General features: G+C 64.0%; 16 protein-coding genes. 7 read left to right on the top strand and 9 right to left on the bottom strand.

Translation table 11 applies throughout. The features are described from left to right. Positions 1 to 9: 9 nt before the first annotated feature. Genes coaE through FNJ47_RS23235 form a run of 3 tightly spaced genes read right to left on the bottom strand, consistent with a single transcriptional unit; the run spans position 10 to position 2,101 of the window. Positions 10 to 609, bottom strand: a complete 600-nt coding sequence (coaE, locus tag FNJ47_RS23245; protein ID WP_163157271.1) for a dephospho-CoA kinase — start codon at positions 607 to 609, stop codon at positions 10 to 12. 36 nt (positions 610 to 645) lie between these two features. Then, entirely contained in the window at positions 646 to 1,254 is a 609-nt protein-coding gene (locus tag FNJ47_RS23240) for a Maf family protein (RefSeq protein WP_163157269.1), read from the bottom strand. Positions 1,255 to 1,264: 10 nt separating this feature from the next. Next, on the bottom strand, positions 1,265 to 2,101 hold the full coding sequence (locus tag FNJ47_RS23235) for a pyruvate, water dikinase regulatory protein (RefSeq protein ID WP_050627995.1): 837 nt from the start codon (positions 2,099 to 2,101) through the stop codon (positions 1,265 to 1,267). Positions 2,102 to 2,565: 464 nt separating this feature from the next. Here FNJ47_RS23235 and hemJ point away from each other — a divergent pair, with 464 nt between their 5' ends. The 7 genes from hemJ (at position 2,566) to FNJ47_RS23200 (ending at position 10,987) form a co-directional block, all read left to right on the top strand. Next, positions 2,566 to 2,988, top strand: coding sequence for a protoporphyrinogen oxidase HemJ (hemJ, locus tag FNJ47_RS23230; protein ID WP_163157290.1), 423 nt, complete (start codon positions 2,566 to 2,568; stop codon positions 2,986 to 2,988). Positions 2,989 to 3,239: 251 nt separating this feature from the next. After that, positions 3,240 to 4,505: a transcription termination factor Rho gene (rho, locus tag FNJ47_RS23225; protein WP_028341998.1), complete on the top strand. Its 1,266-nt coding sequence runs from the start codon at positions 3,240 to 3,242 to the stop codon at positions 4,503 to 4,505. Positions 4,506 to 4,819: 314 nt separating this feature from the next. After that, positions 4,820 to 6,145 carry a tRNA uridine-5-carboxymethylaminomethyl(34) synthesis GTPase MnmE gene (gene mnmE / locus FNJ47_RS23220; protein WP_163157267.1) on the top strand — a complete coding sequence of 442 codons (1,326 nt, stop codon included), beginning with the start codon at positions 4,820 to 4,822 and terminating at the stop codon, positions 6,143 to 6,145. Between the two features lie 251 nt (positions 6,146 to 6,396). After that, positions 6,397 to 8,280, top strand: a complete 1,884-nt coding sequence (gene mnmG / locus FNJ47_RS23215) for a tRNA uridine-5-carboxymethylaminomethyl(34) synthesis enzyme MnmG (RefSeq protein WP_163157265.1) — start codon at positions 6,397 to 6,399, stop codon at positions 8,278 to 8,280. Between the two features lie 126 nt (positions 8,281 to 8,406). Beyond that, complete coding sequence (gene rsmG, locus FNJ47_RS23210) at positions 8,407 to 9,090, top strand: 16S rRNA (guanine(527)-N(7))-methyltransferase RsmG (protein WP_163157263.1); 684 nt, start codon at positions 8,407 to 8,409, stop codon at positions 9,088 to 9,090. Positions 9,091 to 9,103: 13 nt separating this feature from the next. Then, complete coding sequence (locus FNJ47_RS23205; protein WP_163157261.1) at positions 9,104 to 9,955, top strand: ParA family protein; 852 nt, start codon at positions 9,104 to 9,106, stop codon at positions 9,953 to 9,955. A 141-nt stretch (positions 9,956 to 10,096) separates the two neighbouring features. Then, complete coding sequence (locus FNJ47_RS23200; protein ID WP_163157259.1) at positions 10,097 to 10,987, top strand: ParB/RepB/Spo0J family partition protein; 891 nt, start codon at positions 10,097 to 10,099, stop codon at positions 10,985 to 10,987. 130 nt (positions 10,988 to 11,117) lie between these two features. On the opposite strand, the gene holA is transcribed toward FNJ47_RS23200, so the two are convergent. From holA to pheT, 6 genes are all read right to left on the bottom strand, one after another. Further along, complete coding sequence (gene holA, locus FNJ47_RS23195; RefSeq protein WP_163157257.1) at positions 11,118 to 12,149, bottom strand: DNA polymerase III subunit delta; 1,032 nt, start codon at positions 12,147 to 12,149, stop codon at positions 11,118 to 11,120. An 8-nt stretch (positions 12,150 to 12,157) separates the two neighbouring features. Further along, positions 12,158 to 12,715 (bottom strand): LPS assembly lipoprotein LptE, encoded by a 558-nt coding sequence (lptE, locus tag FNJ47_RS23190; RefSeq protein ID WP_163157255.1) that lies wholly within the window; start codon positions 12,713 to 12,715, stop codon positions 12,158 to 12,160. After that, positions 12,702 to 15,332, bottom strand: a complete 2,631-nt coding sequence (leuS, locus tag FNJ47_RS23185) for a leucine--tRNA ligase (RefSeq protein ID WP_163157253.1) — start codon at positions 15,330 to 15,332, stop codon at positions 12,702 to 12,704. Before leuS ends, lptE begins: the two co-directional genes overlap by 14 nt. A 334-nt stretch (positions 15,333 to 15,666) precedes the next feature. Next, the gene (locus tag FNJ47_RS23180; protein ID WP_163157251.1) at positions 15,667 to 16,611 is read right to left on the bottom strand and encodes an MBL fold metallo-hydrolase; all 945 of its coding nucleotides are present in this window, start codon (positions 16,609 to 16,611) and stop codon (positions 15,667 to 15,669) included. 30 nt (positions 16,612 to 16,641) lie between these two features. Beyond that, on the bottom strand, positions 16,642 to 17,418 hold the full coding sequence (locus tag FNJ47_RS23175; RefSeq protein WP_163157249.1) for a sulfite exporter TauE/SafE family protein: 777 nt from the start codon (positions 17,416 to 17,418) through the stop codon (positions 16,642 to 16,644). 227 nt (positions 17,419 to 17,645) lie between these two features. After that, positions 17,646 to 20,054, bottom strand: a complete 2,409-nt coding sequence (pheT, locus tag FNJ47_RS23170) for a phenylalanine--tRNA ligase subunit beta (protein WP_163157247.1) — start codon at positions 20,052 to 20,054, stop codon at positions 17,646 to 17,648. Between the last annotated feature and the right edge of the window lie 185 nt (positions 20,055 to 20,239).

Below are 20,239 nucleotides of genomic sequence, written 5' to 3'. Positions count from 1 at the left end.
AGCGGCGAATCAGGCGCGCCGCTTCGGCATCTTAACAACCTCGGCCAGAATGTCGCGGATGCGCGCCCGCACCGGATCAAGTCCGTGCGAGGTATCCACGATGAAATCAGCGCGTTTTCGTTTCTCGGCGTCCGGCATCTGCTTGGCGATGATGGCGTCGAGCTTGGCGGCATCCATGGTGCCCCGCGCCAGCACGCGCTCGCGCTGCAGTTCCGGCGAGGTGGTGACGACGACGACGGCATCGACGCGCTTCTCGCCGCCGGTCTCGTAGAGCAGCGGCACGTCGACGACGACGATCGGCGCGCCCGAGGCTTCCGCATCGGCAAAGAACTTCTGGCGCGACGTGCCGAGCATTGGATGCACGATCTGCTCGAGTTGCTTCATCGCCGCAGGGTCGTGCACCACGCGCGCCGACAGCTTCGTACGATCGACTTTGCCGTCGGCGGTCGTGCCGGGAAACGCGGCCTCGATCGCCGGCGCGGCTTCGCCTTCGTAGAGCTGATGCACGGCCGCATCGGCGTCGTACACCGGCACGCCGGCTTCCATGAATAGCTTGGACGTGGTCGATTTCCCCATCCCGATCGAGCCGGTTAGTCCAACGATCAACATCGGTTCAGCATCTCTCCGTCGCCATCCCTCGGCATCTTACACCGCAAACAGCTTCTCACGGCGCAGGAACGCGAGCAGCGACAATAGCGGCAGGCCGAGGATGGTGAAATGGTCGCCTTCGATCCGCTCGAACAGATGCACGCCGAGGCCTTCGAGCTGGTAAGCGCCGACGCTGGTCGTCACCGCTGCTCCGGCCTGGTCCAGATAGGCATCGATCTCGCCGGCGGCGAGCCGCCGCATCGTCATCCGGGCGACGCAGACATCGTCGAACCGCACCTTTCCGTCGTACGCAACCGAGACGGCGGAATGCAGCGCGTGGGTCTGCCCGGCGAGCAGGCCGAGCTGCTCGGCAGCCTGCGCACGGCCGGTGGGCTTGCTGAACATCCGCTGGCCCAGCGCCAGCGTTTGATCGGCACCGACTACATATTGACCCGGCTTCTGCCTGGAGATGAACAGCGCCTTCTCGCGCGCGAGCAGCGAAGCGATCTCGCCGGGCGCGGAAAGGCCGGAATTTTTCTGCACTGTGCGTTCGTCGATATCGGCCGGCAGCGCCTCCAAATCGAGGCCCGCGTTTTCGAGCAGCATCTTTCGTGCGCGGCTTTGCGACGCGAGGATCAACTTCTGTGGGCCGCGCCAGATGCTCATGACGAGACGATCATTCCGACGGCCGGGCACGCTGGCGGTCATTGTAGAGCTTCATGATCGCAGCGGCTGTCTCCTCGATCGAGCGCCGCGTCACGTCAAGCAAGGCCCAGTTGAACTTCGCGCTCAGGCGCCGGGCAAACGCGACCTCGTCTGCCACCGCCTGCTTGTCGATGTAGGTGTCGTTGTCGCGGTCGCCCATGGTGAGCAGGCGATTCTGCCGGACCTGGATCAACCGTTCCGGCGTCGCATGCAGGCTGACCACCAGCGGTTTCTTCAAGGTCTCGAGCTGGTGCGGCAAGGGAATGCCCGGCACCAGCGGCACGTTCGCGGTTCGGATGCCGCGGTTGGCGAGATAGATCGAGGTCGGCGTCTTCGAGGTGCGCGACACGCCGACCAGGACGACATCGGCCTCCTCGAGGCCTTCGACGTGCTGACCGTCGTCATGGATCATCGTGTAATTCAGCGCGTCGATCCGGCTGAAATATTCTGCGTTCAGCACGTGCTGCGCGCCGACGCGGCCGGTGGTCGCGGCACCCAGATACGCCTCGAACAATTGCATCACCGGCCCGATGATCGACAGGCTCGGCACGTTGATTTCCTTGCACTTGCCTTCGAGCCGGCCGACCAGATCCTTCTCGAGCAGCGTGAACAGCACGATCCCGGGCGATTCCTCGATCTCGTCGAGCACGCGGTCGAGCTGCTTCTGGCTGCGCACCAGCGGATAGACATGCTCGACCGCGGTCACGTTGGCGTATTGCGCGGCGACCGCGCGCGCCACGGTGATCAGCGTCTCGCCGGTCGAGTCCGACACCAGATGCAGGTGGAAATAATTGGAAGTCGTCGGCACCAGAACCCCTGTCTATCCTGTGAATCCCTGTGGAGGTCGGGGAGGAGAATCCGGGTCCGCCGCCCGGCCCGTGAATAACCCATCCCTTTCTTCACAGCACCCCGCGAAAGGATAAGTCGACGGCATAGGCAGGATGATAGTGAAGCGGTGTGGATTTGTCTCTTCATAAGCTGGCCACAGAGCCGTGCAACCAATTGAGCCGAGCGGCAGATTCCGGATCACCACCCTCGCCCGCCGGAATGTTGAGGGATGTGAACAACACCATGCGAACCGCTGGATCGCATTGCATGAGTCAAATTCACTGCCATTAAGACTCAAACCTTAGATTCTAAAATTAATTAGGTTTGGGAGAGCCGTGTGAGCGGATATGTATCCGTCCCTCGCTTGCAAAGCTTGGTTCGCAACGCCGAGGCTGTCCGAGCTGTTCCCCGCCGAGCTATTCCCTGAAAGGCATCGCTGCGATGTTGTACGACTGGATCAAGGCGCTGCACGTCGTTGCGGTCATCTCCTGGATGGCCGGAATGCTCTATCTGCCGCGGCTGTTCGTCTATCATTGCGAGGCCGAGGCCGGCTCGAAGCAGTCCGAGACCTTCAAGGTCATGGAGCGGCGGCTTTTGCGGGCGATCATCAATCCCGCGATGATCGTGACCTGGTTCGCCGGGCTTTATCTGGTCTGGGCCGGACACTGGTACCTTTCCGGCTGGTTTCACGTCAAATTTATGCTGGTGCTGATCATGTCGGGTATCCACGGCTTTTTGTCTCGCTGCGTGAAGGATTTCGCCGCCGACCGGAATCAGCGAAGCCAGAAATTTTATCGTATTATCAACGAGGTGCCGACACTTCTGATGATCGTGATCGTGATCGTGGTGGTCGTGAAGCCGTTCTAGACATTGCGATGCCCAGGAAGCATGCTTCAGTCCTTCTTGCGAAGGACGGATCGATTTTCTATATAGGTTTTATCCCACCCCACGCAGGCGGATGTGGTCGCGTTTCGGTTCTTTTCGGGCCGGCGCCGCATCAGGTTTGAAAGCCCAAACGGCACTTTCCTGGCTGAGACCTGCGGACCTTCCTTTGGCGTCCGCTTTTTCCAAGCCACCTCGCACCCCTTCCCTACTTACTTCCTCACAGGACGACCCCAATGCGGGAAATCAAACTCCAGGACCTCAAATCGAAAACGCCGGCCGAGCTCGTCTCGTTTGCGGAAGAGAATGGGGTCGAGAATGCCAGCACCATGCGCAAGCAGGAGCTGATGTTCGCAATTCTCAAGAACCTCGCCGCCGCCGAGACCGACATCGTCGGCGAGGGCGTCGTGGAGGTGCTGTCGGACGGATTCGGCTTCCTTCGTTCGCCCGACGCGAACTATTTGCCTGGTCCCGACGACATCTACGTCTCGCCCTCGCAAATCCGCCGCTTCGGCCTGCGTACCGGCGATACGATTGAAGGGCACATTCGCAGCCCGAAGGAGGGCGAACGCTATTTCGCGCTGCTGAAGGTCAATACGCTCAATTTCGAAGATCCCGAGAAGGCTAAGCACAAGGTCAATTTCGACAACCTTACGCCGCTGTTTCCCAATCAGCGTTTCCGCATGGAGCTTGAGGATTCCACCAAGAAGGACCTTTCTGCCCGCGTGATCGATATCGTCGCGCCGATCGGCAAGGGCCAGCGCGCGCTGATCGTGGCGCCGCCGCGCACCGGCAAAACGGTGCTGATGCAGAACATCGCGCACTCGATCACCGCCAATCATCCTGACTGCTATCTGATCGTGCTTCTGATCGACGAGCGTCCGGAAGAAGTCACGGACATGCAGCGTTCGGTGAAGGGCGAGGTGGTGTCGTCGACCTTCGACGAACCCGCGGTGCGTCACGTCCAGGTCGCCGAGATGGTGATCGAGAAGGCCAAGCGCCTGGTCGAACACGGCCGCGACGTCGTGATCCTGCTCGATTCGATCACCCGCCTCGGCCGTGCCTACAACACCGTGGTGCCGTCATCCGGCAAGGTGCTGACCGGCGGTGTCGACGCCAATGCGTTGCAGCGTCCGAAGCGCTTCTTCGGCGCCGCGCGCAACATCGAGGAGGGCGGTTCGCTGACCATCATCGCGACCGCGCTGGTCGATACCGGGAGCCGCATGGACGAAGTCATTTTCGAAGAGTTCAAGGGCACCGGTAACTCCGAACTGATCCTCGACCGCAAGGTCTCGGACAAGCGGACCTTCCCGGCGATCGACATTGCCCGCTCCGGCACCCGCAAGGAGGAGCTCATCACCGATCCGCAGGTGCTCAAGAAGATGTACGTCCTGCGCCGCATCCTCAATCCGATGGGCACCATGGACGCGATCGACTTCCTGCTCGACAAGCTCCGGAACACGAAGAGCAACTCGGAATTCTTCGATTCCATGAACACCTGAGGCCGCACGGAATAGTGAGGCCGAAAGGAATAGGGCGCTCCGCTCAACCGGGGCGCCTTTTTCATGCTGCGGATTTGCTGCAGCAAAGTGCTGCATGGATCGACCTCCGCCATTGCGCCGAATATTTATTTAACCGACTGATATAATTTATATTTGTGCCTTAGAGTTGCGCCGCAGGCCGGCGAATCCGCAGCATAATTACTGCCGGGCAGCTGCGATGAGACTCGGGAATGCTGCGATGCAACATTCTGCGATATCGTGTGCGAGATAGAAGCGGCATTGCCTTTGCCGATTTGCTTGGGAAGAAATAGGCGATGCATCCGCGCGACCAGACCATCTTCGCTTTATCCTCCGGACGGCCACCGAGTGCGATCGCCATTGTCAGGCTGTCTGGCCCAATGGCCGAGTCGGTCATTGCGGGCCTGACAGGCAAAACGCCGGCTCCGCGGATGGCGACCCGGGCGCTGCTCCAGGATTCGAACCATCAACCGATCGATGATGCGGTGGTGCTGTGGTTTCCGGGCCCGGCGAGCGCGACCGGCGAGGACGTCGCCGAATTTCATGTCCATGGCGGACGCGCGGTGTTGTCGGCGATGTTCGATGCCATCGCCAAGTTCGAGAATGTGCGGCCGGCCGAGCCGGGCGAGTTCACCAGGCGGGCATTCGAGAACGGTAAGCTTGACCTGACCGAGGCCGAGGGCCTCGACGATCTGATCCACGCCGATACCGATCGCCAGCGGCGCCAGGCGCTGCGTCAGCTGAAGGGATTGCTCGGCGATCGGGCGCGTGACTGGCGCGAGCGGATCATCGCGGCGTCGGCGCTGATCGAGGCGGGCATCGATTTCTCCGATGAGGGCGATGTGCCGGCGGAGCTGATCGCGCCGGCGCTGGAGCGGATCCGGGCGCTGCACGACGAAATCAAGCAAGTGCTGGCGGGGCAGGGGCAAAGTGAACGGCTGCGCGACGGCCTGGTGGTCGCGATCGCGGGTCCGCCGAATGTCGGCAAATCGACCCTGATCAATCAGCTCGCCAAGCGCGAGGTCGCGATCGTCTCGCCGCATGCCGGCACGACCCGTGACGTGATCGAGGTCCAGCTCGATCTCGATGGCTATCCCGTCACGGTCATCGACACCGCCGGGATCCGCGAGACCAGCGACCCGGTGGAGCAAGAGGGTGTCCGTCGCGCCCGCGCCCGCGCCGCGGAAGCCGATCTCGTGCTTTGGCTGGCCGATAACGGCGATGCGAAGGCAGGCCATGGCGGCCCGACGCCGACCTGGCTGGTGCGCAACAAGATCGATCTCGTCAGGACGCCGCCAGGCGAGGGAGGTCGTCATCCTGAATTCCGGATCTCGGCCGCCCGCGGCGACGGCCTCTCTGAACTCATTGCCGCATTGGTCGGCTTCGCTCACGACTATTTTGCGACCAGCGAAAGCGGTTTGATCAGCCGGACCCGACAGCGTGGACTGCTTGAGGAGACCATCGGATCTCTCCAGCGCAGCATCGATGTGGTCGAGCAGGGCGAAGAGCTCGCGGCGGAGGAGCTTCGCAGAGCTGCAACTTCGCTGGGTCGTCTGCTTGGTCGGGTGGATGTCGAAGACATCCTCGACGTTATTTTCCGCGAATTCTGTGTCGGGAAGTAGCAAGTAGCCGGCTGTTTCACGTGAAACATGGTTTCGATCTGGTTAAGGGCGGCCCTCCCGTTTCACGTGAAACAATTGTCGCGGCGCGGCCGAGCTGTTTCACGTGAAACGCCTTCGTCTCATCATTGCGATGCAGGACCTTGTCCGCCTAAGCCTAGGCGAAGGCCGAAGTCATCCATATCTCGGGTCTCAGACCGGCGATCCCAACTTCGTTCTTCCGGCTTTCACTACTCCACGATAGAAGTCCCGCCATGACTTTCAGGGCAGACTCATTTGACGTCATCGTCATTGGCGGCGGCCATGCCGGCTGCGAGGCCGCGAGCGCCGCTGCCCGGATGGGCGCAAAGACCGCCCTGGTGACCCATCGCTTCGCAACCATCGGTGCGATGTCCTGCAATCCAGCGATCGGCGGGCTCGGCAAGGGTCATCTGGTTCGCGAAGTCGACGCTCTCGATGGTCTGATGGGCCGGGTCGCCGATGCCGGCGGCATCCAGTTTCGCATGCTCAACCGCCGGAAGGGTCCAGCGGTCCGCGGCCCCCGTGCTCAGGCCGACCGCAAGCTCTATGCCGCGGCGATGCAGGCGGCGATCACCGAGACCGCAAATCTCGGCGTCATCGAGGGCGAGGCGGACGAACTGATCGTCGTCGACGGCCGCGTCACCGGCATTCGCCTGGGCGATGGCCGAGAGCTTTCAGCAGGTGCGGTCGTCATCACGACTGGCACCTTCCTGCGCGGTCTGATCCATCTCGGAGAGAAGAACTGGCCGGCGGGCCGGGTCGACGAGGCGCCGGCGATGGGCTTGTCCGCCTCGTTCGAGCGTGCCGGTTTTGTGCTCGGCCGGCTCAAAACCGGCACGCCGCCGCGCCTCGACGGCACCACGATCGACTGGTCGGCGGTCGAGATGCAGCCCGGTGACGATCCGCCGGCGCCGTTTTCGGTCATGACGGACCGGATCGCGACCGCACAGATCCAATGCGGCATCACCCGGACCACGCCGGCGACCCATGAGGTGATCCGGGCCAATGTGCATCGCTCGCCGATGTATTCCGGCCAGATCAAGAGCTCCGGACCGCGGTATTGCCCCTCGATCGAGGACAAGATCGTCCGCTTTGGTGATCGCGACGGCCACCAGATCTTCCTGGAGCCGGAAGGGCTCGACGACACCACGGTCTATCCGAACGGCATCTCGACCTCGTTGCCTGAGGAGGTCCAGCTCGCGATCCTCGCCAGCATCCCTGGCCTGGAGCGCGTGAAGATGGTCCGCCCGGGCTATGCGATCGAATACGACCATGTCGATCCGCGGGAGCTCGCTCCGACCCTGGAGACCAAGCGTCTGCACGGGCTTTTCCTGGCCGGTCAGATCAATGGCACCACGGGCTACGAAGAGGCGGCGGGGCAGGGCGTTGTCGCCGGGCTCAATGCCGCTTTGGCTGCCAGTGGTGCGGACCCGATCGTATTCGACCGCGCTGACGGCTACCTCGGGGTGATGATCGACGACCTCGTGACCCGCGGAATCACCGAACCCTATCGCATGTTCACTTCCCGGGCTGAGTACCGGCTGACGCTGCGGGCCGACAACGCCGACCAGCGGCTGACCGACAAGGGCATCGCGCTCGGATGCGTCGGAACAGCGCGCGCGGAGCGTCACCGCACCAAGATGGCGGCGCTAGAGGCAGCCAAGCGGCTCGCGCAGTCGCTCGCGATCACGCCGAATGAGGCCGCCAAGCATGGGCTCGCGCTCAATCGCGACGGTCATCGCCGATCCGCCTTCGAGCTGCTGGCCTATCCGGAGATCGAGTGGCCTGCAGTCCAGGCAATCTGGCCGGAGCTGTCGGCCATTGACCCGGCAATCGCGGTGCATCTCGAGATCGATGCCAAATACGACGTCTATCTGAAGCGCCAGACCGCCGACGTCGACGCCTTCCGGCGCGACGAGGGGCTGGTCCTGACCGATGTCGACTATGCCGACGTGCCTGGTCTCTCCAACGAAGCGCGCGCCAAGTTGCAGAAGGCGCAGCCGCGGACGGTCGGGCAGGCGGGCCGGATCGATGGCATGACGCCGGCGGCGCTGGGTATCCTGGCCGCCTATCTTCGGCGTGAGGCGCGAAGGAAGTCGGTCAAGGCGACCGCCTGACGTTTCACGTGAAACGGGCGGGCTGAGCGCCTATCTTTTGTGAGACGGAAGCGATCGGCGACGCCATCGTCTGCCAGACTCAGCTACGATCGATTTCCCATCGTCAGACACGGCCCTGCTCCCAGAATGGCTCCAGCTCCGCAATCCGCCGAACTCAGCGTCTCCGCCAAGGACAAGGCGGCGGCGCTCGCACTCACGCCTGTTTCACGTGAAACAGAGGCGCGACTCGATCGCTTTATCGCCCTCCTCCTGGAATGGCAGGCCAAGACCAATCTCGTCGCGCCCTCCACGCTGCCGAATCTCTGGACCCGTCACGTCTCCGATTCGTTGCAGCTCCTGAGCCTCGCGCCGACGGCAAAGTCCTGGGTCGATCTCGGCAGCGGTGGCGGCTTTCCCGGCGTCGTGCTCGCCTGCGTCTTGACCGAAACGCCGGGCGCACGGGTCCATCTGGTTGAGCGAGTAGCCAAGAAAGCGGCATTCCTGCGTGAGGCGATTCGCGTGACGGCGTCTCCCGGGACGGTGCATCTGGCTGATATCGGGGATACTGTGGATAGAATCGCGGGTCCCATCGATTGCGTCACCGCGCGAGCGCTGGCTCCGTTACATCAACTGATCGGCTTTGCGGAGCCGTGGGTCAAAAAGGGCGCCAAGGCGCTGTTTTTGAAGGGTCAAGATGTAGAGGCCGAATTGACCGAGGCCACTAAATATTGGATTATTGAGCCAAGGCTACACTCCAGCCGGACCGGCGGACAGGGCTGGATCGTCGAACTCGGGTCAATCGAGCGGCGCCAGGGGAGTCCGCGAGAGTAAATGGTATTTTGGTATGACCGTGATGGACGAGGTTTATCAAGAAGATAGGACGTCGCAGCCGCCCGGCCAGCCGCGCATCCTGTCGCTCGCCAACCAGAAGGGCGGCGTCGGCAAGACAACCACAGCGATCAATCTTGGTACCGCGCTCGCTGCGATTGGCGAGCGTGTCCTGATCGTCGATCTCGATCCGCAGGGCAACGCCTCGACCGGCCTCGGCATTGATCGCCGCAACCGCAGCTGCTCGACCTACGACGTGCTGATCGGCGAAGCGCCGCTGCGTGATTCCGTGGTCGCAACCGCGGTGCCGCGGCTGCATATCGCCGCCTCCACCATGGATCTCTCCGGCCTCGAGCTCGAGCTCGGCACCACGCCGGGCCGCGCCTTCCGGCTGCGCGATGCGATCGCCGGATTGAACAACAACGTCTCCCCGGAAGCCGACTACACCTATGTGCTGATCGACTGCCCGCCTTCGCTCAATTTGCTCACCGTGAATGCGATGGCCGCGTCGGATGCGATCCTGGTGCCGTTGCAGTGCGAGTTCTTCGCGCTCGAAGGTCTGTCGCAATTGCTGCAGACGGTGGAGCAGGTGCGCTCGACGCTCAATCCGACCCTGTCGATCCACGGCATCGTGCTGACGATGTTCGACTCGCGCAACAACCTCTCCAACCAGGTGGTCGCCGACGTGCGTCAGTTCATGGGCAACAAGGTGTACGACACCATGATCCCGCGCAACGTGCGCATCTCGGAAGCGCCGTCCTACGGCAAGCCGGTGCTGGTCTACGATCTCAAATGCGCCGGCAGCGATGCGTATCTCAAGCTCGCCACCGAAGTGATCCAGCGCGAGCGCGAGCTGCGCGCGCATTGACGACGATGGGGTGGACGATGGCAGCTTCGCCAAATCCACCGCCCTTCGCGCCGCCCGGTGGGTCCGCCTCGCGTTGCCCACCCGACAATTCAAGATTCGATTTCTGGAGTACTGCGTGTGAATCCAAGGGAGCTCGCAACAATGGCCGATGAAGCGCGTTCGCGACTGGGGCGCGGGCTGGCAAGCCTGATCGGAGATGTCGGCGGCGAGGCGGCCGCACATGTCGAGCGGCCGCGTAACCAGCGCAAGGTGCCGATCGAGTTCCTCAAGCCCAACCCGCGCAATCCGCGGCGCAGCTTCGCCGATGCCGAGCTCGGCGAGCTCGCCGATTCGATCAAGGCGCGCGGCGTGATCCAGCCGATCGTGGTGCGCGCAATCAAGGGCGCACAGGACCGCTACGAGATCATCGCAGGCGAGCGGCGCTGGCGCGCCTCGCAACTCGCCGGCCTGCACGAAGTGCCGATCGTGCCGGTCGAGGTCTCTGATTCCGACGCGCTCGAGATCATGATCATCGAGAACGTCCAGCGCGAAGACCTCAACGCGATGGAAGAGGCGCTGGGCTATCATTCGCTCGCCGACGAATTCAAACGCAGCCAGGAAGACATCGCCAAGATCGTCGGCAAGAGCCGCAGCCATGTCGCCAACATGATGCGGCTGACCAAGCTGCCCGCCGAGGTGCAGGCGCTGATCTCGAAAGGCGATCTCTCCGCCGGCCACGCCCGCGCGCTGATCGGCGTGCCGGATCCGCTTGCCGCTGCAAAGCGCATCGTTGCTGAGGGCCTCAATGTCCGCCAGGCTGAGGCGCTGGCGCATGAGGAGGGCGTGCCGGAGCGCAAGCCGCAGAAGGCACGCAGTGGCAGTGCGCCCAAGATCGACAAGGACGCCGATACGCTGGCGCTGGAGAAGCGTGTCAGCGATGCGCTCGGCCTTGCCGTCACCGTCAGCCATCGCGATCCCGGCGGCACCGTCCAGATCAACTACCGCAATCTCGAGCAGCTCGACGAGGTGGTGCGGCGGCTCGAGGGCGGTTAGCGGTTTCGTCATTCCGGGGCGCGCGGTAGCGCGAACCCGGAATCTCTCTCAATCACCTCTGGATTCCCCGATGCGCAATTGCGCATCTGAGGTACGTGCTTCGCACGCCCCGGAATGACTCATTCAAAAATCACCCCCGCCGCTTCGCATTCGACGCGATCGAGAGCAGCGCGCGCTGCGCGATCACGCCGGCCAGCGAGGCCTGCTTGCGCATGTCGAGCGCTGCGGTGGCGAGCTGATCGATCACGTTCACCAGTCGCGGCGGCGTGAAATTGCGCAGCGCGATCTCAACCGCGGGCTTGCGCGAGAAATGCAGCCGCGGGAATCCGCCTTCGAGCACGGTCGATGCCGGCGCGCCGTCCGCGATCGCGAGCGCCGATTTGTGCAGCCACGCCGCCTGGCGCTGCGCGGCCGAGATGATCACGCCGGGATAGTTACCGGCGACCATTGCTTTGGTGAACTCGCTCTCGACCAGCGCGGCGTTGCCGGCGAAGGCGCCGTCGACGATCGGATCGAGCTTCAGCTCGGAAGCGTCGGAGACCACGGTCATCACGTCGTCGAGCGTGATCTCGCCCTTGCCGTGGGCGAACAGCGCAAGCTTGCGCAGCTCGTTGCGCGAGGCCATGCGGTCGCCGCCGAGCAGCGACATCAGCACCGCACGCGCATCGCCGGCGAGCCGCAGATTGGACACCCGCAGCTCGTCCTCGATCAGCTTGGTCAGGTCGCGTTCGGTGTCGGGATAGCAGCCGATCGCGACCGCGTTCTTCGCCCGCTCGCAGATCTTGCGCAGCGGCGATTCCGGCCGCAGTTCGCCGGCCTCGATCACGATGCGGCAATCCCTGAGGGCTGTGGTCTCGGTCAGCGTCTCGACGCCGCTCGAGAAGTTGCGCGAGCCGGCGCGGACGCGGATGGCGCGGCGGCCGCCGAACAGCGGCACCGTCATGGCTTCGTCGACCAGCCGTGACGGCTCGGCGGCGAGCTCGTCGCCATCGAGCCGCACCAGTGAAAACGGATCGTTGGGATCGTCGACCGCGGACGCCATCAGCGCGTCGGCGCGCTCGCGCACGAGCCCTAAGTCCGGGCCGTAAAGCAGGATGATCGGGCGGCCGGCGTCAGGTCGGGCGAGGAAGCTGTCGATCTCTTTTCCGCGAAGCGCGACCAATGTGGCGATCAGGTTCCGGCGGAGAAGAAGGAGGCGAGCCGGGTCTGGATGTTGTCGGCGATCTCCTGCGCGGCGCGGTCCTCGGCGTCACGGAAGGCGCGGGCACGGGCGAAGCGCTGGTAGGAGCCGGGCATGTCATAGGACACGCGCGAGAACGTCGTGCCGGTCATGACCGACTTGTTCGTGGCGATCTCGACCAGGTTGAACTGGGCGTCGATGCCGTAATTCTCACTGGTCGGCAGCGTCGTGGTCGGGTCGATCATCAACGAGGAGCGGCTGGTGGTGAAGCGCAGTACCAGCCGGTGCGTCGGCGCCACGCCGGTGGCGGTGCCGTAGAGCTTGAAGGCGAGGGCGTTGCGGACCTCGACGCCGACCCGGGCCTCGCGGGAGGCGTTCGGCTTGTCGACCGGCGGAACCTCGACGCCCATCAGCTTTTCGCGCAGGGCAGACGACTGGCCGTCGAGGGTGCGCTCGGCGTACATCGGCTGGAAGCAGCCGGCCGTCAGCGCGGCCAAGGCGGCCACGGCGACGAGCCGGGCGGCGATCCTGATCCTAGCCGACAACATTGACGATCCTCATGGGCACCACGATCACCTTGCGGACGGGTTTGCCGCCCAAGGCGGCTTTTACCGCATCGAGCGCCAAAACGGCAGCCTCTATATCCGCATTTTGTGCCGCCCGTGGCACGGTAACATCACCTCGTTTTTTACCGTTGACCTGGACGACCAGGGTCACACTGTCTTCGACCAGCAAATCGCGTTCGATTTGCGGCCAATCGGCCTCGGAAACCAGCCCCGGTTGTCCAAGGGCGTTCCAGCACTCCTCGGCCAAGTGCGGCATCATCGGTGAGATAATCTTGACCAGAACAATGACCGCCTCATTCACCGCAGCAAACGACAGCGGTCCCGCGACCTTCTCCGGGTCAACCACGGTCCGGAGTACGCCAACAAAATCATAGATTTGTGCAACTGCAGTGTTGAAACTCAGCCGTTCAATGTCTTCGGTAATCCGCGCAAGCCGCTTGTGTGTAATTCGCCGAAGTGCGAGAGCCTGCTCGGAATCGGTCAAGCCAGATTTCTCGGTGTAGAGAGGCTGCCCTCTCGTTTGAACGAAAGTCTGAACAATCCGCCAGACGCGCTCAACGAAGCGCTTTGCCCCTCGAACGCCCTCCTCGCTCCAGATCACGTCGCGATCCGGGGGCGAATCCGACAGCATGAACCAGCGCGCGACGTCGGCGCCGTAGCTTGCGATGATGTCGTCGGGGTCGACGGTGTTCTTCTTCGACTTCGACATCTTCTCGATCGAGCCGATCGCGACGTCCTCGCCGGTCGCCAGCAGGACCGCGCGGCGGCCGTTGCCATCAACCTCAATCCTCACCTCGGCCGGCGTGACCCAGGCCCCGTCGGCCTTCTGGTAGGTCTCGTGCACCACCATGCCCTGGGTGAACATGCCGGCGAACGGCTCCGACATGTCGATGTGGCCGGTCGCCTTCATGGCGCGGGTGAAGAACCGGCTGTACAGCAGATGCAGGATCGCGTGCTCGACGCCGCCGATATACTGGTCGACCGGCATCATCCGGTTGGCGATATCAGGCGTGGTCGGCGCATCCTTGTTCCATGGGTCGGTAAAGCGCGCGAAGTACCAGGACGAGTCCACGAAGGTGTCCATCGTGTCGGTCTCGCGCACGGCCTTAGCCCCGCACTTCGGGCAGTTGACGTGCTTCCAGGTCGGATGATGGTCGAGCGCGTTGCCCGGTCTGTCGAAGCTGACGTCCTCCGGCAGCGTCACCGGCAGCTGGTCGTCGGGCACCGGCACCACGTCGCAGGTCGGGCAGTGGATCACCGGGATAGGGCAGCCCCAATAGCGCTGCCGCGAAATGCCCCAATCGCGCAGGCGGAAATTCACCTGCCGCTCGCCGACTGGCGCGTTGCCGCGCAGCTCGGCTTCCAACCGCTTCGCGACCTCCTCCTTTGCTGCTTCGATCGTCATGCCGTCGAGGAAGCGCGAATTGATCATGCGGCCGTCACCGTCATAGGCGGTGTCGGTAATGACGAACGTCTTCGGGTCCTGCCCCTCGGGGCAGACCACCGGCACGTTGCCGAGATTGTATTTGTTGACGAAGTCGAGGTCGCGCTGGTCGTGCGCCGGACAGCCGAAGATTGCGCCGGTGCCGTATTCCATCAGCACGAAGTTCGCGACATAGACCGGCAGCTTCCAGCTCGGATCGAACGGGTGCACGGCCTTGATGCCGGTGTCGAAGCCCTGCTTCTCGGCGGTGTCGATGATCGACTGCGCGGTGCCGATCTTCTTGATGTCGGCGACGAATTCCGCAAGCTTCGGGTTCTTCGCGGCAGCCGCGACCGCCAGCGGGTGATCCGCCGAGATCGCCATGAACTTGGCGCCGAACAGCGTGTCCGGCCGCGTGGTGAAGATCCTCAGCTCGCTCTCGCCGGCCGGCGTCGTCGCCGGATCCAGCGCGAACCGGATCAGCAGGCCCTCGGAGCGGCCGATCCAGTTGCGCTGCATCAACCGCACCTTGTCGGGCCAGCGGTCCAGACCGTCCAGCGCCTCCAAGAGCTCCTGCGAGTACTTCGTGATCTTGAAGACCCACTGGCTCATCTCACGCTGCTCGACGACGGCGCCCGAACGCCAGCCGCGGCCGTCGATCACCTGCTCGTTGGCGAGCACGGTCATGTCGACCGGATCCCAGTTCAGCTTGCGCTTCTCGCGCTCGGCGAGGCCGGCGGCCAGCATGTCCAGGAACATCTTCTGCTGATGCTTGTAGTAGCTGGGGTCGCAGGTCGCGAACTCGCGTGCCCAGTCGAGCGACAGCCCGATCGACTTGAGCTGCTTCTTCATCGCGGCGATGTTGTCGTAGGTCCAGGCCTTCGGCGCCACCTTGCGCTCGATCGCGGCATTCTCCGCCGGCAGGCCGAAAGCGTCCCAGCCCATCGGGTGCAGCACGTTATAGCCCTTGGCGCGCTTGAAGCGGGCCAGCACGTCGCCCATCGTATAGTTTCGAACGTGCCCCATATGGATGCGCCCCGACGGATAGGGGAACATCTCGAGCACGTAGTATTTCGGCCGCGGATCGTCGTTCTTGGAGGCGAAGATCGCCTCTTCGTCCCACTCGCGCTGCCAGTGGATTTCGGATTCTCGGGCGTTGTAGCGTTCAGCGGTCATGAAATCGCAGGGATTCTGGGTGGCTTTGGTGATTTTCGGGTCCCATCCGGGGACGGCGGACTAGGCCACAAAAGCGCCTGCGGGGTCAACGGCTTGGGGCCTCCAAACGCCCCATCCCGTCGCGCACCCGCCCTGCCGCTGTCGCAGGGGGGCGGCGCCTGTTGCCTCCCCCGTCGTTCTGGCGAAAAGCCAGTACCCATCCCATCACAACAGGGCTTCGGGAGAGGGACCGGGGCCCCAGCTCTGCGCAACAATGAGCGGCGGGGCTAAGTGGGTCCGGGCCTTCACCAGGACGAACTGTGCAGGCCCGGACTGACGGGTCGGGGGCGCCCCGTCACACCGGCAGCTTCAGCTCCATCAGATCCTTCGCCACCACGATCCGGCCCTTGAAATTCGTCTTCACGTCCCGCGTCCAGTCGTCATCGGTCACCTGGGGATCGTCGCCGGGGACGAAGTGGCTCAGCACCAGCGTCTTGACGCCGGCGGCGGCTGCGATGCGGCCGACGTCCTCGGTCGAGGTGTGGCTGTCGAGCAGATGCTTCTTCAGCGTCGCGCCGTTCCTGGTCTTTGCGACCAGGCGATCGACCGCGGGAATGTAGAGGCATTCATGCACCAGCACGTCGGCGCCCTTGGCGAACTCGGCAAGCTTCGGATTGTAAGCCGTGTCGCTGGAGAACACGATCACGCCGTCCGGCGTCTCGAACTTGTAGGCGAAATTGTCTGATATCGGCGGATGCGGCGTGCGGAACGCGGTGACGGTGACGTCAGGCGTCTTCAAAATCACGCCGTCGTCGGTGATGTCTTTCGCGACCAGCAATTTGCGCGGGTCGGGGCGGCCTTCGTCCTCGATCCGGGTCTCGACGTCGAACTTGTTCAGCTCCCAATATTCCTTGGTCATCGCCTCGATGCCCTTGGGGCCGAACGAATGGATCGGCGTCGAGAGACCCGCCGCCCAGGCGTTGTAGAACAGATTGCCGTATTCCAGATTGTGATCGGAATGGTGGTGGCTGATGAAGATGTACTTAACCGACGGGATCGGCACACCGGCATTGACCAGCTGCCGGCTGACGCCCATGCCGCAATCGATCACGAACGGCGTGTCGTTGACGACGAGGAGATTGGCAGGGTTGGAGGCGCCGATGCCGACGCGCGGGCCGCCTTTGGTGCCGAGGAATACGATACGGGTGCGCGGCTTTGCGGCTTGCGCGCGCACCGTCGGCGCCGCGAGCAGAGCGGCGCTGCCGAGCGCCAGTTTCAGAGCATTGCGGCGATCGATCATCGGTTCCTCCCTGAACTCTTTGAGGCGACCCTAGCCGCCGCGCAGGATGCCATCAAGCGCGGGCAGGCCGACGATGACGGCCGCGGCGATCAGCGCGTAGCAGATCGCACGAAATACCTGCTCGCTTGCCTTGCCGAACAGCGAGGCGCCGAACCAGACGCCGATGCCGTAGATCGGACCGACGATCAGCGAGAACTTGACCGACTCGATCGTGATCAATCCGGTGAACCAGTAACTGACCAGCGAGAAGAAATCCGAGGCACCGAAGAACAGCACGATGTTGGCGCGTGAGATCACCGACGAGATCGGGCGTCCCAGCCAGTAGGCGACGATCGGCGGGCCGCCGGTCTGCGCGAGACCGCTGCAAAATCCGGAGAGGCCGCCGACGCCGATCGAGAGCGCGGCGTGATCCTTGCCGTGGTAGCGCCAGCCCGACAGCAACAACACGAGCAACGCCGCGACGAAGCAGGAGATGATCCAGCGCGTGGTCACCGGCTCGAGCACCGTCAGGAAATAGGTGCCGATGGGAACGCCGACCAGCGCGCCGGCGACCATCACTGCAGTGGCCTTGCGGTCAGCGTGAGTCCAGGCGTTCGGCAGCAGCGGTGTGGCTGCGACGAAGTCGATGACGAGCAGCAGCGCCGCCACCAGCCGCGGCGCGGCGACGCTGCTCGCGAGCGGCATGAAGATCAACGCCGAGCCGAAGCCGGAGAAGCCGCGCGCCGTTCCCGACACGAAGGCAATCGCACAGATCGCGAGCGCGATGCTGGTCGAGATGTCTGACGGGATCAGGCTGAGGGAGGGCATGATGCGAAATACGGTTCAATCAGCCAGCCAGCAAACAAACTCGTGGCTTGATACAAGCGCCTGCGAAATTCAGATCAGTCATCCCGAGGTGCGAGCCTTGCGGCGCAATTGCGCCGCTGGGCGAGCCTCGAAGGATGAATCGGCCACAGACAGGCGGTCCACCCTTCGAGACGGCCGCGACGCGGCCTCCTCAGGGTGACGGTGCAATAGACCGCCTTTGGACCGCGTCACGCGCGCAGCGTGCCGCCGGTCTTGTTGGTCACCTCGGCGACGACCTTGGCCGCAACCGCGTCGATTTCCTGATCGGTCATCGTCTTCTCACGCGGCTGGATCGTCACCGCGATCGCGATCGACTTCTTGTCGGGATCGATGCCCTTGCCTTCGTAGACGTCGAACACGGTCACATCCGTGATCAGCTTCTTGTCGACATTCTGCGCCGCGCGGACGATGTCGCCGGCCTTGACGCTGCGATCGACGATGAAGGCGAAGTCGCGCGACACCGGCTGGAATGCGGAGAGATCCAGCACCGGCTTGGCACGCGTCGCCCGCTGCTTGCCTTGCGGGATGCGTTCGAGGATCACCTCGAACACGATCATCGGGCCGTCGGCGCCGAGCGCTTCGGCCGCACGCGGATGCAGTTCGCCGAAAGTGCCGAGCACGTTCTGCGGGCCGATCTGGATGGTGCCGGAACGCCCCGGATGCAGCCAGGCCGGGCCGCCGGGGACGATCTGCAGCGCCTGCATCGGCGCGCCGGCAGCCGCCAGCACGGCGAAGGCGTCGGCCTTGGCATCCATTGCGTCTGCAACAGCCGAGCCGGTCCAATGGCGTCCGATTCCCTTCGACGAGGCGTAGCCATGGCGCACGCCGGAGGCGGCGACGAGCTGGTCCTCGGGCTTGTCGCCGCGGAACACCTGGCCGACCTCGAACAGCGCGACATCGGGATAGCCGCGGTTGATGTTGGCCTGGGTGGCCGCGACGAGGCCGGGCAGCAGGCTCGGCCGCATGTCGGAGAGATCGGCCGCGATCGGGTTGGCGAGCACGAGCTCGCTCTGGCCGCCGCCGAACAGCTTTGCCGCGTCATTGGTGATGAACGACCAGGTCACCGCCTCCACCATGCCGCGGGCGCCGAGCGCGCGCTTGGCGCGGCGGGTGCGCAGCTGTATCGGCGTCAGCACCGGCTTGCGCGGCTCTTCGCCACGCTCGAACGGCGTCATCGGCACCTTGTCGACGCCGACGATGCGCACGATTTCCTCGACGATGTCGGCCTTGCCCTGCACGTCGGTGCGCCAGGACGGGATCGCGATCTTCACGACGGGGCCGTTGCCGGCCAGCATGAAGCCGAGCCGGGTGAGGATCAGCTTCACCTCGACCAGCGGCACCTCGATGCCGGCGAGACGCTTGACCTCGGTAAGCGGGAAGTCGATGACGCGATCCTCGCCGAACTGCTTGCCGACCACGACGTTCTCGGACGGCGTGCCGCCGCAGAGATCCAGCACCAGCTTGGTGGCGAGCTCGAGCCCGGGCACCATGAAGGCCGGATCGACGCCGCGCTCGAAACGATAACGCGCGTCCGAATTGATGCCGAGCTTGCGGCCGGTCTGCGCGATGTTGATCTCGTTCCACAGCGCCGATTCGATCAGCACGTCGGTCGTGTTGTCGTCGCAGCCCGAGGCCTCGCCGCCCATGATGCCGGCGAGCGACTCGACGCCGTGCTCATCCGCGATCACGCAGACATTGCCGTCGAGCGTGTAGGTGCGGCCGTCGAGCGCGAGCAGCGTCTCGCCGTCTTTCGCGCGGCGGACGGTGAGGTTGCCCTGCACCTTCTTGGCGTCGAACACGTGCAGCGGACGGGCGCGGTCGTAGGTCATGAAGTTGGTGATGTCGACCAGCGCGTTGATCGGGCGCAGGCCGATCGAGGTCAGCCGCTTCTGCAGCCATTCCGGCGACGGGCCGTTCTTCACGCCGCGCACCAGCCGCAGCGCGAAGCCCGGGCACAGCGAAGCATCTTCCACCTTCACCTGGACCGGGCAAGGGAATTCACCCTTGATCGGCTTGATGCCGGGGTCCTTGAACTTGCCCATGTCGGCAGCGGACAGGTCGCGGGCGATGCCGTGCACGCCGGTGCAGTCCTGCCGGTTCGGCGTCAAATTGATCTCGATGGTGGGATCGCCGAGTCCGGCCCAGTCGGCATAGCCCTTGCCGAGCGGCGCGTCGGCCGGCAGCTCCATGATGCCGTCGTGGTCCTCCGAGATCTGCAACTCGGCAGCGGAGCACAGCATGCCGCGGCTCTCGACGCCGCGGATGGTGCCGACGCCGAGCGTGATGTTCTTGCCCGGAATATAGGTGCCGGGCGGCGAGAACACGCTGATCAGTCCGGCCCGCGCATTCGGCGCGCCGCACACCACCTGCACCGGCGCACCGCCGTCGCCGGTGTCGACCATGCAGACGCGCAGACGATCCGCGTTCGGATGCTGCTCGGCCGAGATCACGCGCGCGATAGTGAACGGCGCCAGTGCCTTCGCCTTGTCCTCGATGTTCTCGACCTCGAGCCCGATCATGGTGAGCTTGTCGGCGAGCTTCTCGAGCGGCTCGTCGGTCTCGAGATGTTCCTTCAGCCAGGAGAGGGTGAACTTCACGGCTGCATGCCTCGGTTCTTGTTGGTGGTTACTGTGATACTTGCGCCGGTGCCAGGGCTCCCTCCCCCCTTGCGGGGGAGGGCTGGGGAGAGGGGTAGGCCGCTTGCTCGGAAAGACCTCGTGCCGCGGATTGCGTCAGCAACATCGAAGTAAGAAAGACTCGCGGAGGGGTACTGACTAGCGAC

The sequence above is a fragment of the Bradyrhizobium uaiense genome (genome assembly GCF_010811875.1).
Classification (GTDB): Bacteria; Pseudomonadota; Alphaproteobacteria; order Rhizobiales; family Xanthobacteraceae; genus Bradyrhizobium; species Bradyrhizobium uaiense.
Note: the sequence above shows the minus strand (reverse complement) of the source record. Positions and strands in the feature narration are given on the sequence as shown.